Source organism: Streptomyces sp. NPDC005706, assembly GCF_040631045.1.
Taxonomy (GTDB): Bacteria; Actinomycetota; Actinomycetes; order Streptomycetales; family Streptomycetaceae; genus Streptomyces.
This window is the reverse complement of sequence record NZ_JBEXYS010000005.1, coordinates 50,376-63,971: the sequence shown is the minus strand read 5'-3', so window position 1 is coordinate 63,971 and position 13,596 is coordinate 50,376. Positions and strand designations below refer to the sequence as shown.

General features: G+C 71.3%; 13 protein-coding genes. 6 read left to right on the top strand and 7 right to left on the bottom strand.

Annotated elements, in window-relative coordinates; genetic code table 11:
• Window positions 1-7 precede the first annotated feature (7 nt).
• Window positions 8-499: an inorganic diphosphatase gene (locus ABZ478_RS11555; protein WP_010044289.1), complete on the bottom strand. Its 492-nt coding sequence runs from the start codon at window positions 497-499 to the stop codon at window positions 8-10.
• Window positions 500-623: 124 nt separating this feature from the next.
• On the opposite strand from ABZ478_RS11555, the gene dacB reads away from it, so the two are divergent.
• The 6 genes from dacB (at window position 624) to folE (ending at window position 8,281) form a co-directional block, all read left to right on the top strand.
• Window positions 624-2,180: a D-alanyl-D-alanine carboxypeptidase/D-alanyl-D-alanine-endopeptidase gene (dacB, locus tag ABZ478_RS11550; protein WP_359547671.1), complete on the top strand. Its 1,557-nt coding sequence runs from the start codon at window positions 624-626 to the stop codon at window positions 2,178-2,180.
• Between the two features lie 93 nt (window positions 2,181-2,273).
• Window positions 2,274-3,407, top strand: a complete 1,134-nt coding sequence (locus ABZ478_RS11545; protein WP_359547668.1) for a zinc-dependent metalloprotease — start codon at window positions 2,274-2,276, stop codon at window positions 3,405-3,407.
• A 193-nt stretch (window positions 3,408-3,600) separates the two neighbouring features.
• Window positions 3,601-4,659 carry a tRNA lysidine(34) synthetase TilS gene (gene tilS / locus ABZ478_RS11540; RefSeq protein ID WP_359547665.1) on the top strand — a complete coding sequence of 353 codons (1,059 nt, stop codon included), beginning with the start codon at window positions 3,601-3,603 and terminating at the stop codon, window positions 4,657-4,659.
• Between the two features lie 87 nt (window positions 4,660-4,746).
• Window positions 4,747-5,307: a hypoxanthine phosphoribosyltransferase gene (gene hpt / locus ABZ478_RS11535; protein WP_199211431.1), complete on the top strand. Its 561-nt coding sequence runs from the start codon at window positions 4,747-4,749 to the stop codon at window positions 5,305-5,307.
• A gap of 195 nt (window positions 5,308-5,502) precedes the next feature.
• Window positions 5,503-7,542 carry an ATP-dependent zinc metalloprotease FtsH gene (ftsH, locus tag ABZ478_RS11530; protein WP_359547662.1) on the top strand — a complete coding sequence of 680 codons (2,040 nt, stop codon included), beginning with the start codon at window positions 5,503-5,505 and terminating at the stop codon, window positions 7,540-7,542.
• A 133-nt stretch (window positions 7,543-7,675) separates the two neighbouring features.
• Complete coding sequence (folE, locus tag ABZ478_RS11525; protein ID WP_359547659.1) at window positions 7,676-8,281, top strand: GTP cyclohydrolase I FolE; 606 nt, start codon at window positions 7,676-7,678, stop codon at window positions 8,279-8,281.
• A gap of 51 nt (window positions 8,282-8,332) precedes the next feature.
• Here folE and ABZ478_RS11520 read toward each other — a convergent pair whose 3' ends face one another.
• The 6 genes from ABZ478_RS11520 to ABZ478_RS11495 form a co-directional block, all read right to left on the bottom strand.
• Window positions 8,333-8,821 (bottom strand): DUF3180 domain-containing protein, encoded by a 489-nt coding sequence (locus ABZ478_RS11520; RefSeq protein ID WP_359547656.1) that lies wholly within the window; start codon window positions 8,819-8,821, stop codon window positions 8,333-8,335.
• Between the two features lie 57 nt (window positions 8,822-8,878).
• On the bottom strand, window positions 8,879-9,490 hold the full coding sequence (folK, locus tag ABZ478_RS11515) for a 2-amino-4-hydroxy-6-hydroxymethyldihydropteridine diphosphokinase (RefSeq protein WP_359547653.1): 612 nt from the start codon (window positions 9,488-9,490) through the stop codon (window positions 8,879-8,881).
• Window positions 9,487-9,846 (bottom strand): dihydroneopterin aldolase, encoded by a 360-nt coding sequence (gene folB, locus ABZ478_RS11510; RefSeq protein WP_199211435.1) that lies wholly within the window; start codon window positions 9,844-9,846, stop codon window positions 9,487-9,489. The genes folK and folB overlap by 4 nt, the downstream gene beginning before the upstream one ends.
• 248 nt (window positions 9,847-10,094) lie before the next feature.
• A complete protein-coding gene (locus ABZ478_RS11505) occupies window positions 10,095-10,634 on the bottom strand; it encodes a nuclear transport factor 2 family protein (protein WP_359547648.1) in 540 nt (179 codons plus the stop codon).
• Window positions 10,631-11,545, bottom strand: a complete 915-nt coding sequence (gene folP, locus ABZ478_RS11500) for a dihydropteroate synthase (RefSeq protein ID WP_359547645.1) — start codon at window positions 11,543-11,545, stop codon at window positions 10,631-10,633. The genes ABZ478_RS11505 and folP overlap by 4 nt, the downstream gene beginning before the upstream one ends.
• Window positions 11,546-11,639: 94 nt before the next feature.
• Window positions 11,640-13,454 (bottom strand): phosphatidylglycerol lysyltransferase domain-containing protein, encoded by a 1,815-nt coding sequence (locus ABZ478_RS11495; protein ID WP_359547642.1) that lies wholly within the window; start codon window positions 13,452-13,454, stop codon window positions 11,640-11,642.
• Between the last annotated feature and the right edge of the window lie 142 nt (window positions 13,455-13,596).

Genomic DNA, 13,596 nt, shown 5'->3' with positions numbered 1-13,596 from the left:
CGGCCGGTCAGTGGCCGCCCTGCTCCTTGAAGCGCTTGTACGACCGCTCGATCTCGATCTCGGCGTCGGTGCGGCCCACCCAGTTGGCGCCCTCGACGGACTTGCCGGGCTCCAGGTCCTTGTACACCTCGAAGAAGTGCTGGATCTCCAGGCGGTCGAACTCCGACACGTGGTGGATGTCGCGCAGGTGCTCCACACGCGGGTCGGTGGCCGGGACGCAGAGCAGCTTGTCGTCGCCGCCCGCCTCGTCCGTCATCCGGAACATGCCGATCGCGCGGCACTTGATGAGGCAGCCCGGGAAGGTCGGCTCGTCAAGAATGACCAGCGCGTCCAGCGGGTCGCCGTCCTCGCCGAGGGTGTTCTCGACGAAGCCGTAGTCGGTCGGGTAGGCGGTCGAGGTGAAGAGGCGACGGTCCAGGCGGATCCGACCGGTCTCGTGGTCCACCTCGTACTTGTTGCGCGAACCCTTCGGGATCTCGATCGTGACGTCGAACTCCACCGGTGGCTCCTCCATGATCAACACATAGTTCTGGTGATTAAGTGTCCCTCACGCAGGTGTGTGATCGCGAAAGGGGCTGGTGGTCGTGCCAGAGCAGAGGCCTTGGCGAGCCGCGGGACCGCATGTGCGGCGGATCGCGAACGCCGTACGACCGCGCCTGGCGCGTGCCGCGACGGCCGCGAAACCCCGGATCGCGCGGCTGACGAAGGCCGTGCGCCCCGAACTCGCGCACCTCCCCCGCCGGCGGACCGACAGGACCTGGCAGTACACCGCCGGCGCCGCCACCGCCGGACTGGCACTGGCCGCCGCGGTGGTGACCGCCGCCGGTCCCTGGGACGCCAACGGTCAGCGTACGGCCGAGCGGGACCGGGCGACCGCCCTGGAGCGATCAGGTGGCGCAGATCACGGCGGATCCGGCACCAGCCCCCGGACCCCCCAGGCCGCGCCCAGCGCCGCGGCCGTCCTCGCGGGCCTGGGCGGCACCACCGGCACCGTCAGCACCAAGAAGACCCCGACCGGCCGACAGGCCCTCACGGACGTCCTCGGGCCCCTCCTGGACGCCCCGGCGCTCGGCTCCGGCCGCGGCGCGGCCGTCGTCGACGTCACCACCGGCACGCGGCTCTACGCCGCCGGAGCCGACCAGGCCCTCATCCCCGCCTCCACCACCAAGATCGCCACCGCGGTCGCCGCGCTGTCCGCCCTCGGCTCCGACCACCGCTTCACCACCCGCGCCGCGCTCGAACCCGACACCGGGGAACTGGTCCTGACCGGCGGCGGCGACCCCGCCCTCACCGCGCGCCGCGACGCCGGGGACCGGGCGAGCCTGCGCACCCTCGCCGCCGACACCGCCGCCACCCTCGCGAAGCGCGGCATCCGCAGGATCACGCTGTCCTACGACACCACGCTCTTCTCCGGCCCCGCCCTTCACCCCATCGGCGTCAACGACAACCTCGCCCCGGTCAGCGCCCTGACCGCCGATGAGGGCCGCACCGACGACTCCACCAGCGGCCCCGCGCCCCGCGTGACCGACCCGGCCGCGGACGCCGCCCGCAAGTTCGCCGGTTTCCTCCACGACGCCGGCATCGAGACCACGCCCCCCGGCCCCTCCAAGGCCACCAGCCGCGCCGAGACCCTCGCCACCGTCTCCTCACCCACGCTGGCCACCCTCGTCGAGCGCATGTTGACCAACAGCGACAACGACATCGCCGAGACCCTGGCCCGCCAGACCGCCCTCGCGAGCGGCGAGGCGGGCAGCTTCACCGGCGGCGCCGAGGCCATCTCCACCCAGCTGCGCAAGCTCGGACTGCCGCTGTCCGGCGCCTCCTTCCACGACGGCAGCGGCCTCGACCGCGACGACAGACTGACGGCGAACCTCCTCACCGCCCTCCTGGTCAAGGCCGGCGACCCCGCCCGCCCCGGCCTGCGGCCCGTCCTCACCGGCCTCCCCGTCGCCGGCTTCACCGGCACCCTGACCGACCGCTACACCGGCGGCGCGGCCGGCGTCGTACGGGCGAAGACCGGCACGCTCACCGGCGTCAACACCCTGGCCGGCACGGCGGTCGACCGCGACGGCCACCTGCTCGCCTTCGCCTTCATGGCCTCCGGCACGACCAGCGCCCAGGAGGCCCAGTCGGCCCTGGACAGGACGGCCACGGCCCTGGCGGGCTGCGGCTGCGGATAGCCACCGCCGGGCCGGGCCGCCCCCCGCCGCGGGCGGCCCGGAACGCCCTCGCACGGCCTGCCCGAAAGGGGACCGCTCACGTACCGTTGACGCATGACGAGCTTCGGTGGCACCGCATCTCCCGGGATGGTCGACTGGAACCTCGCGGTGGCGACCGCGACACGGCTCGTACGACCGGGCCCCGAAGTCAGCCGCGACGAGGCCAGGGACGTCGTCTCGGAACTGCGCCGGCACGCCAAGGCCGCGGAGGAACACGTCCGCGGCTTCACCCGGCTCGGCACCGAGGAGACCCATGACACCCCGGTCCTGGTCGTCGACCGTCCCGGCTGGGTCCGGGCCAACGTCGCCGGCTTCCGGGAACTCCTCAAGCCCCTCCTGGACAAGATGCAGGAACGGCGCGGCGGCAACCCGGGCAGCGCCGTCCTCGGCGCCGTCGGCGGCAAGGTCACCGGCGTCGAACTCGGCATGCTGCTGTCCTTCCTCGCCTCCCGCGTCCTCGGCCAGTACGAGACCTTCGCCCCCGCCTCCCGCGACCTGCCCGCCGGGGAGAACGGCGGCGGCCGGCTGCTCCTCGTCGCGCCCAACATCGTCCACGTGGAACGCGAACTCGACGTCGACCCCCACGACTTCCGGCTCTGGGTGTGCCTGCACGAGGAGACGCACCGCACCCAGTTCACCGCCGTGCCCTGGCTCCGCGACCACCTCGAGGGCGAGATCCAGTCGTTCTTGGCGGAGACCGACGTCGACCCGATGACCGTCCTGGAACGCGTCCGCGAAGCCGCCCAGTCCCTCGCCGGCGGCCGTCCCGAGGGCGAGGAGGAGGACGGCGGGCGCTCCTTCGTGGAACTGGTGCAGACCCCGAGCCAGCGCGAGATCCTCGGCCGCCTCACCGCCGTCATGTCCCTGCTGGAGGGCCACGCCGACTTCGTCATGGACGGCGTCGGCCCCCAGGTCGTGCCGAGCGTCGCCGAGATCCGCGAGAAGTTCCAGCAGCGCCGCGCCAAGGGCGCCTCCCGGCTCGACCTCGCCCTGCGCAAACTGCTCGGCCTGGACGCCAAACTCCGGCAGTACCGCGACGGCGAACGCTTCGTGCGCGCCGTCGTCGACCAGGTCGGCACGGACGGCTTCAACCGCGTCTGGACCTCGCCCAACACCCTGCCCACCAAGGCGGAGATCGCCAAACCGGCGGACTGGGTCGCACGGGTGCACCGCAAGGCCGAGTCGTGAACCACGCCGCGAAGCCGTGAGACGAATCCGGCCGACGGCAGGCGAACGCCCCTCCAATCACCCGTCCGAGGGACCGTGAGCCATGGGTAGGCGTGCAATGCTCGGGGAACGGCCCGCTTCTGTCACCATCGACACACTCTGAGTGACCGATCCTCGGGCTCACCCCCCGAAAACTTCATGAAGGGAACCGGACATGGGTCCCCATCCATCGGTCGCGGCGATACGCCTGGCGGTCCGCCGCGTCCTCCACGACATCCTGACCGACCACACCAGCACCGCCGGACGAAGCACCGTGCCCCTCCGGACGCCCGCCGGGCGGGGTCCGGCCGAGCGGCCCCCCTCCCCGCTCGTGCTCGTCGCGTGCTCCGGCGGCGCCGACTCCATGGCGCTCGCCTCCGCCCTCGCCTTCGAAGCCCCCAAACTCGGCATCCGCGCCGGTGGCGTCACCATCGACCACGGCCTCCAGCCCGGCTCCGGACTGCGCGCCGACGAGGTCGTGCTCAAGCTGCGCGGACTCGGCCTGGACCCCGTCGAGTCCATCGCCGTGACCGTCGGCCGCGAAGGCGGACCCGAGGCCGCCGCCCGCGACGCCCGCTACGCCGCCCTGGACGCGGCGGCCGAACACCACGGCGCCACCGCCGTCCTGCTCGGCCACACCCGCGACGACCAGGCGGAAACCGTCCTGCTCGGCCTCGCCCGCGGCTCCGGCATCCGCTCCCTGTCCGGAATGGCCGCGGTCTCGGGGGCCGGCGGCCGTTACCGGCGCCCCTTCCTGTCCCTGGACCGGCAGACCGCCCGCAAGGCCTGCATGGCCCAGTCCCTGTCGGTCTGGGACGACCCGCACAACGCCGACCCCGCCTACACCCGCTCCCGGCTCCGGCACGAAGGCCTGCCCGCCCTGGAGAAGGCTCTCGGCAAGGGCGTCGTGGAAGCCCTCGCCCGCACCGCCCAGCTCTCCCGCGACGACGCCGACGCCCTCGACGCCTGGGCCAGCCAGGCCGAGGCCTCCGTACGCGACGCCACCGGCCTCCTGGAGTGCGCCAAGCTCTACGCCCTCCCGCCCGCCGTACGCCGCCGCATCCTGCGCCGCGCCGCCATCGCGGCCGGTGCCCCGGCCGGATCCCTCTTCGCCCGCCACATCGAGGAAGTCGACCGCCTCATCACCGGATGGCGCGGCCAGGGAGTCATCAATCTCCCGGGCAAAGTCGTCGCCCGGCGGCAGGGTGGCAGACTGGTGATTCGGCAGGGCTGACATCGCGGCCCCGGAGGACCCCCTCCGGCGGGGCGGGGCGGCCGGAGGCACGCGAGTGCGGCCGTAAGTGCGGGACGACCGAAAGTGATGCGGGTGGACGCGAACGACATGGGTGCCGACCTTCAGCGGGTACTCATCACCAAAGAAGAGATCGACGCGAAGCTGGCCGAGCTGGCCGCGAAGATCGACGCGGAGTACGCGGGCAAGGACCTGCTCATCGTCGGCGTCCTCAAGGGCGCGGTGATGGTCATGGCGGACCTCGCCCGGGCGCTGTCCACCCCCGTCACCATGGACTGGATGGCCGTGTCCTCCTACGGCGCGGGCACCCAGTCCTCCGGTGTCGTCCGCATCCTCAAGGACCTCGACACCGACATCAAGGGCAAGCACGTCCTGATCGTCGAGGACATCATCGACTCCGGCCTGACCCTGTCCTGGCTGATCAACAACCTCGGCTCGCGCGAGCCCGCCACCCTCAAGGTGTGCACCCTGCTGCGCAAGCCGGACGCCGCCAAGGTCGCCATCGACGTCGAGTGGGTCGGCTTCGACATCCCGAACGAGTTCGTCGTCGGCTACGGCCTCGACTACGCGGAGAAGTACCGCAACCTGCCGTTCGTCGGTACGCTCGCGCCCCACGTCTACGGCGGCTGAGCCAACCGGGCCATTCCCTGTAGGACGACCGGGAACCCCAGCGGGTTTCCCCGCGTTGGAGCATGCAGAGACGGGATTGCCGGCCGTCGATGCCGCTCCGTGCGGCTTCGGACAACAATGCTGGGGTACCGTCAGAAGAACTGTCTTATCAAACTCACTATGGCAGGAGGGACGGGGCGACACCGCTCCGTATGGATGGACGTGAAGCGATACTTCCGTGGGCCGGTCATGTGGATCGTGCTGGCCGTCCTTGCCGTGGTCGTGTTGATGCAGGTCGTCGGCTCGTCCGGCGGCTACAAGACGGTTGACACCGGCCAGGTCGTGGCGGCGATCAACGACAACAGGGTCCAGTCGGCCAAGCTCACCACCGGTGACGAGCAGACCGTCAAGGTCGAGCTCAAGGATGGTCAGAAGGTCGACGGCAGCTCCAAGATCCAGGCGAGCTACATCGGCGACCAAGGCGTGACCATCGCCAGCACGCTGCAGAGCAAGTACCAGGAAAAGCAGATCCCGGACGGCTACACGGTCTCGCCGTCCAAGCAGAACCCGTTCCTCGGCGTCCTGCTCTCCCTGCTCCCCTTCGTCCTCATCGTGGTCGTCTTCCTGTTCCTGATGAATCAGATGCAGGGCGGCGGCTCCCGGGTCATGAACTTCGGCAAGTCCAAGGCCAAGCTCATCACCAAGGACACCCCGAAGACGACGTTCAGCGACGTCGCCGGCTGTGACGAGGCCGTCGAGGAACTCCACGAGATCAAGGAGTTCCTGCAGGAGCCGGCCAAGTTCCAGGCCGTCGGCGCCAAGATCCCCAAGGGCGTGCTGCTCTACGGCCGTCCCGGTACCGGCAAGACCCTGCTCGCCCGCGCGGTGGCAGGTGAGGCCGGAGTCCCCTTCTACTCGATCTCCGGTTCCGACTTCGTCGAGATGTTCGTCGGTGTCGGTGCCTCCCGGGTCCGCGACCTGTTCGAGCAGGCCAAGGCCAACGCCCCGGCGATTGTCTTCGTCGACGAGATCGACGCGGTCGGCCGCCACCGCGGCGCCGGCCTCGGCGGTGGACACGACGAGCGCGAGCAGACGCTGAACCAGCTGCTCGTCGAGATGGACGGCTTCGACGTCAAGGGCGGCGTCATCCTCATCGCCGCCACCAACCGGCCCGACATCCTCGACCCGGCCCTCCTGCGCCCCGGCCGTTTCGACCGGCAGATCGCCGTCGACCCGCCGGACCTGCAGGGCCGCCTGGAGATCCTCAAGGTCCACCAGAAGGGCAAGCCGGTCGCGCCCGACGTCGACCTGGCCGCCGTCGCCCGCCGCACCCCCGGCATGACCGGCGCCGACCTGGCGAACGTGCTGAACGAGGCAGCCCTGCTCACCGCCCGCGGTGACCAGAAGCTGGTCGACAACAGGGCGCTGGACGAGGCGATCGACCGTGTGGTCGCGGGCCCGCAGAAGCGGACCCGGATCATGTCGGACAAGGAGAAGAAGATCACCGCGTACCACGAGGGCGGTCACGCCCTGGTCGCGGCGGCCTCACCGAACTCCGACCCGGTCCACAAGATCACAATCCTGTCCCGGGGCCGCGCCCTCGGCTACACGATGGTGCTCCCGGACGAGGACAAGTACTCCACCACCCGCAACGAGATGCTCGACCAGCTCGCCTACATGCTGGGCGGCCGGGCGGCCGAGGAACTGGTCTTCCACGACCCGACCACCGGCGCCGCCAACGACATCGAGAAGGCCACCAACCTGGCCCGCGCGATGGTCACGCAGTACGGCATGACCGAGCGGCTCGGCGCGATCAAGTTCGGCGGGGACAACAGCGAGCCCTTCCTCGGACGTGAGATGGCTCACCAGCGCGACTACTCCGAAGAGGTCGCCGCGCTGGTGGACGAAGAGGTCAAGAAGCTCATCGAGACCGCTCACAACGAGGCCTGGGAGATCCTGGTCGAGAACCGCGACGTGCTCGACAACCTGGTTCTGGCCCTTCTCGAGAAGGAGACCCTGGGCAAGGAGGAGATCGCCGAGGTCTTCGCCACGATCCACAAGCGCCCGCCGCGGCCCGCGTGGACCGGCTCCTCCCGCCGCACCCCCTCCACCCGCCCGCCGGTGCTCTCCCCCAAGGAGCTCGCACTGACCAACGGTGCGAACGGCGCGACGGCGGCCATCAGCACGGCCAAGTCCACGGTCTCGGACACCGCCCCGGTGACCGAGCAGACCCCGGAGGACCGCTCCGAGAGCTGATCGTTCCGGCCGGCAGGCCCGGAATGAATGCCGCACCCCCCAGGTTCTAGCCTGGGGGGTGCGGCATTTTCGTATGCTCGCGGACAGCGCGCGTGGGCCGCACGCGTGACAGGCACAGGAACGAGGAATCCAGATGACCGACCCCGTGACGCTGGACAGCGAGGGCCGCATCGGCGAGTTCGACGAGAAGCGCGCGGAGAACGCCGTTCGGGAGCTGCTGATCGCGGTCGGTGAGGACCCGGACCGTGAAGGCCTCAGGGAGACCCCGGCGCGCGTGGCACGGGCGTACCAGGAGATCTTCGCGGGCCTGTGGCAGGAGCCCGAGGACGTCCTGACGACGACGTTCGACCTGGGCCACGACGAGATGGTCCTCGTGAAGGACATCGAGGTGTACAGCACCTGTGAGCATCATCTTGTCCCATTTAGGGGAGTTGCTCATGTTGGTTACATTCCATCTGTTTCCGGCAAGATCACCGGATTGTCCAAGCTGGCTCGCCTCGTGGACGTCTACGCCCGGCGCCCGCAGGTGCAGGAGCGGCTCACCACGCAGATCGCGGACTCCCTCATGGAGATACTCGAACCCCGCGGAGTGATCGTGGTCGTCGAGTGCGAGCACATGTGCATGTCGATGCGCGGCATCCGCAAGCCGGGCGCGAAGACCCTCACCTCGGCGGTGCGCGGCCAGCTCCGGGACGCGGCGACGCGGAACGAGGCGATGAGCCTCATCATGGCGCGCTGATACGACCGCGGTGCCGGTACGACTCCTGCGGACCTCCTCCTGGGCCGGTGGTCAGGCCACCGGCTCCGCGCCCGTGTGGTTCTGGTCGTCGTCCTCGGGGAGTCTGCAGACCCGTTCGAGGAACAGGGCCGACGCTATGACGGCGATGCCGGCCAGGACCGAGAAGCCGGCGTAGATGGCCTGGTCGCGGCGGGCGGGGATGTCGAGGAGTTCCAGGAGGAAGACGCCCGTGCCGCCGTACATGCCGGCGACGAGGGCGGCCACCAGGGCGCTCGCCTGGCCGAAGACGACCGCTCGGGCGGCCATCAGGGGGTCGACGCCCTTCGCGCCGGGGCGGCGCTCGCGCTGGGCCTTGAAGCGGGCGCGCAGCGAGAGCGCCGTGGCGAGCAGGACCACCGCGATCAGGGCGAGGACGACGGGGGCGGCCAGGGGGACGCTGGGCAGGGTCCCGATCGAGTTCCAGAGGCGGGCGCCCGCCCAGGACAGGACGCCGGCCACGACGAACACGCCGGCCAGCACCCTGATGCGCAGCTGTTTCACGGTGTCCCTTCAGCTCCCCCGGACTGTCCCGGACTGTGGTCGTCTTGACCTTAACGACTACTCGGGCAGTCGGAGTTCCAGGTCCGCGCGTGCTTCGACGCCGTGCCGGGTGACGCCCGACAGCAGATCGGCCACCGGGCCGCGGCCGGGGAGCTGTGCCTGCGGGTCGACGTCGTGCCACGGTGCGAGCACGAAGGCGCGTTCGTGGGCGCGCGGGTGCGGCAGGGTCAGCCGCGGGTCGTCGGAGGTGACATCGGCGTAGGCGACGATGTCGACGTCCAGGGTGCGCGGTCCCCAGTGCTCGTCACGTACCCGGTGGAAGGCCTCCTCGACGGCGTGGGCCCGCTCCAGCAGGGAGGACGGGGGCAGCGTGGTCTTGAGGACCACGACCGCGTTGAAGTAGGAGGGCTGCGAGCCCGGTTCGACGCCCCACGGCTCGGTCTCGTAGACCGGGGAGACGGCCTTCACGCGGACGCCGGGGGTGTCCTCCAGGGCGTCGACGGCTCCCTGGAGGGTCTCCAGGCGGTTGCCGAGGTTGGAGCCGATGGAGATCACGGCCCGTTTGGGGTTGCTCAGCGTGGTGTCGGCGGCGTCGACCTGCTCGACGACCGAGGCGGGCACCGGCTGGACGGTCGGGTCGCTGTGACCCTGGGTGAAAGGTCGGGTCATACTCGGCTCCGGGTGATGGTGACGGTCACGTCGTCGAAGGGGACGGTGATGGGGGCGTCCGGCTTGTGGACGCAGACCTCGACCTCCTGGACCCCTTCGTGCTTCAGGCAGGTCTGGGCGATCCGCTCGGCGAGGGTCTCGATGAGGTTCACCGGCTCACCCTCGACCACGGCCACGACCTCCTCGGCGACGATGCCGTAGTGCACGGTCTTCGTCAGGTCGTCGTCGGCGGCGGCCGGCCGGGTGTCCAGGCCGAGGACGAGGTCGACGAGGAAGGTCTGGCCCTCCTCGCGTTCCTTGGGGAACACGCCGTGGTGCCCGCGGGCCTTCAGGCCGCGCAGCGCGACACGATCCACGCGAATCACTCCTGCAATCGTCGGGAACGGCCGGGCGGTGCCACGTGCGGACGGCACACCGGCCTGGGACGAATCTACCCGCGGGCGCTGACAGAGCCGGGGCACCGGGGTGCGGGCCGGGCCGGGACCCGGACGTTTCACCGCGTGTTCTCCCTGGGGAACCCGGCCACGTCATGGGCTGGTAGCCGCTCCTACCCCCGGGTTCGTGATTCCAACCACTTCACGGCTCCCGGCGGGCGCGCGGCCGCTCAGAGCAGGGGATCGTCGTCCGGGTTCACGCCGTTGACCCCGTCCTGTCCGTTCTCGTCCTCTTCGTCGGTCTCGGTCAGCACGGGTGAGGCGTGGTGGGACCAGAGCTTCCAGCCGGTGGGCGTGCGGCGGAAGACGTTCGTGGCGACGACGAGCTGGCCGAGCAGGGGGCCGAGCTCGGCGCCGTCCTGGGGGGCCGGGCCGCCGCTGAGGATGTTCTCGGTGCAGGTCACCAGGGCGGTGTCACCGGTGACCGAGACATGCACGTCGGTGAGGAAGAACTGGATGTAGTCGGTGTTGGCCATGATCAGCGCGTACGACCTGAGGACCTCGGCGCGGCCGGTGAGCACCGGCCAGCCGGGGTGAACGCAGGAGACCACGCCGGTGTCGGCCGGGTCGTGGTACTCCTCGTCGACGCCCAGGTCGGTGGGCATGAGCCAGAGGGAGGACAGCTCCTCGAAGTCCCCGCGCTCCATCGCCTCGTAGAAGGCGGTGTTGGCGGCCTCCACCTGTTCGACGTCGGTGTGGGGGGCGCTCACCGGGTTCCTTCCGCGCCGCGCTCGCCGTCCGTGCCCCGCGTGGGCCGTTCCGTACGCGCTCCCTCCACGGCGCGCGCGACCCGTACCGCGTCCGCGCTGGCGTGTACCTCGTGCACGCGTACCGCCCAGGCGCCGGCCTGCGCGGCGAGCGCGGAGACGGCGGCCGTGGCGGCGTCGCGTTCCCGGGCCGGCGGCGGAGCGCCCTGCGGTCCGGCGAGGACGCGGCCGAGGAACCGTTTGCGGGAGGCGGCGACCAGCAGCGGGTGGCCGAGGGCGCGCAGACGGTCGAGGTGGGCGAGGAGGGCGAGGTCGTGCTCGGCCTCCTTGGAGAAGCCGAGACCGGGGTCGACGACGATGCGGTCGGGGGCGATGCCGCCCTCCAGCACGGCGTCCACGCGCGCGTGGAGTTCGTCCACGACCTCGGCGACGACGTCCTCGTAGGCGCCCTGGACGTTGCCGCCCTCCAGGAAGCCGCGCCAGTGCATGACGACGAAGGGCGCGCCGGTGGCGGCGACCACGGGGATCATCGCGGGGTCGGCCAGGCCGCCGCTGACGTCGTTGACGAGGGCGGCGCCGGCGGCGAGGGACTGTTCGGCGACACGCGCGCGCATGGTGTCGACGGAGACGACGACGCCTTCGGAGGCGAGGCCGCGGACGACGGGGATGACGCGCCTGAGTTCCTCGGCCTCGTCGACGCGGCTGGCGCCCGGGCGGGTGGACTCGCCGCCGACGTCGACGAGGTCCGCGCCCTGGGCGACCAGCTCCAGACCGTGCTTGACGGCGGCGGACGTGTCGAACCAGCGGCCGCCGTCGGAGAAGGAATCGGGGGTCACGTTCACGACTCCCATGACCGCGCACCGGTCCCATGCCGGAAGGCCTGCCACTCGGCCGCGCCCGCTGAGGTTGTTCATACCTTCAGCGTAGGCCCAGGGCGGTGCCGTGAACGCGCGGTGGCGCCCGTGCCGGGCGGGGGCGTCTCGGGGGGCCGGAGCGCCACCGCGCGGTTCAGGCGGCCCGGATGTCGCGTTCCACGACCGCGTGCGCGCAGGGGCGCTCGACGGCCGCGCGGCGCCGGCGCAGGAAGCGCGGCAGCGGCAGGGCGACGTCGACGAAGCCCTCGGCCTGCATGGCGGCGAAGCCGATGCGGGGCAGGTCGGCCGAGGCGCGGTAGACGACGAAGCGGGGCTCCCAGCGGGGCTGGAACTTGGCGTTGAACTTGTACAGCGACTCGATCTGGAACCAGCGGGAGAGGAAGACCAGCAGTCCGCGCCAAGCGCGCAGCACCGGGCCCGCGCCGATCTTCTCCCCGCGCGCGAGGGCGGAGCGGAACATCGCGAAGTTCAGTGAGACCCGCGTGACGCCGAACCTCGGGGCGGCCTGCAGGGCGGCGACGATCAGCAGTTCGTTCATGCCGGGGTCGGCGCCGCGGTCGCGGCGCATGAGGTCCAGCGAGACGCCGTCCTCGCCCCAGGGCACGAAGTGCAGGATCGCCTTCAGGTCCCCGTACTCGCCGGGTTCCTCCTCGGTCTTGTGGGCGGTGGCGATCAGGCAGTCGCCGTCGGCGGCGTCGCCGATGCGGCCGAGTGCCATGGAGAAGCCGCGTTCGGTGTCGGTGCCGCGCCAGTCCTCCGCCGCCCGGCGGATGCGCTCCAGTTCGGTGTCGCCGAGGTCACGGATGCGCCGTACCCGGGTCTCGTAGCCGGCCCGCTCGATGCGCTTGACCATCTGGCGCACGTTGCGCATCGCGCGTCCGGCCAGCGAGAAATCCGCCACGTCGACCACCGCCTCGTCGCCCAGTTCCAGGGCGTCGAGACCGGTCTCACGGGTCCACACCTCGCCGCCGGTCTCGGAGCAGCCCATGACGGCGGGCGTCCAGGAGTGTGCCCGTGCCTCGTCCATGAAGCGCTCGATGGCGCCGGGCCAGGCCTCGACGTCGCCGATCGGGTCACCGCTGGCGAGCATCACGCCGGAGACGACGCGGTAGGTGACGGCCGCCTTGCCGCTGGGGGAGAAGACGACCGCCTTGTCGCGGCGCAGCGCGAAGTGGCCGAGGGAGTCGCGCCGGCCGTGCCGGTGCAGCAGTGCGCGGAGTCTGGCCTCGTCCTCCTCGGTGAGGCGGGCGGCCGGGTGCTCGGGGCGGAAGGCCAGGTAGACGGTGGTGGCCGTGGTGAGCCAGCCGAGCGCGCCGAGGGAGAAGGCGACGGTCCACGAGGTGTTGCCGGCGTAGTCCACCGGGCCCTCGAAGCCGAACAGGCCGTACAGGACGTGGGTCAGGCGGTCGGCCAGACTCGGGTCGCCGAGCGTCCGGCCCGGGTGGACGCTGACGATGACCAGGCCGAGGGCGAGCGAACCGGCGCTCATCAGGACGAAGTTGGCGAGCGCGCGCCAGCGGCTGCGGGGGTCGGGCAGGGCCGCGAACTCGTCGCGGTGGCGCAGCAGCGGCACCAGCAGCGCCACCGATATGAGCATGCCGATGAGGGAGTGCCGGTAGACGAACTGGGCCACCGCGCCCGCCGGGAGGAGCGCGACCGCGGCGCGCCACGCCCGGCGCTTGCGCCTCCTGAGCCCGTGCGCGAGCAGCAGCAACAGCACGCCGGCGCTCAGCGAGAGGGCCGCGGCGAAGGGTCCGAAGGAGCCGGGCAGCACCTCGGCCAGGGCGTGCATACGGCTGTGGCGGAAGCGCGGGAAGACGCCCGCGGCGATGTCCAGAACGCCCACGACGGCGCACGCCCTGGCGACCAGGGTGGGAACGGCCTCGGGGCGCGGGCCGCGCAGGATGCGCCGCGCCCGGCTTGATCGGCTCGGAACCTCGCCCGACATTTCCCCATCTATCCTGACAGACATCGCATCCCGTAGTTCTGCGAGAGACCTTGAACCCGGTGCCGATCGGGGCATCCGGCGACATTGCGCCCTCTAGGACGGTGTCTCGGGGAGAGAGGTTCACTCCCTTCCGGAAAGCCGG

Excerpts from the sequence above, each read along its gene's own strand:
- ftsH (WP_359547662.1), top strand. The coding sequence starts at position 5,503 with ATGGACGTGAAGCGATACTTCCGTGGGCCGGTCATGTGGATCGTGCTG.
- folE (WP_359547659.1), top strand. The coding sequence starts at position 7,676 with ATGACCGACCCCGTGACGCTGGACAGCGAGGGCCGCATCGGCGAGTTC.
- ABZ478_RS11545 (WP_359547668.1), top strand. The coding sequence starts at position 2,274 with ATGACGAGCTTCGGTGGCACCGCATCTCCCGGGATGGTCGACTGGAAC.
- tilS (WP_359547665.1), top strand. The coding sequence starts at position 3,601 with ATGGGTCCCCATCCATCGGTCGCGGCGATACGCCTGGCGGTCCGCCGC.
- hpt (WP_199211431.1), top strand. The coding sequence starts at position 4,747 with ATGCGGGTGGACGCGAACGACATGGGTGCCGACCTTCAGCGGGTACTC.
- folP (WP_359547645.1), bottom strand. The coding sequence starts at position 11,545 with ATGAACAACCTCAGCGGGCGCGGCCGAGTGGCAGGCCTTCCGGCATGG.
- ABZ478_RS11495 (WP_359547642.1), bottom strand. The coding sequence starts at position 13,454 with ATGTCGGGCGAGGTTCCGAGCCGATCAAGCCGGGCGCGGCGCATCCTG.
- folK (WP_359547653.1), bottom strand. The coding sequence starts at position 9,490 with ATGACCCGACCTTTCACCCAGGGTCACAGCGACCCGACCGTCCAGCCG.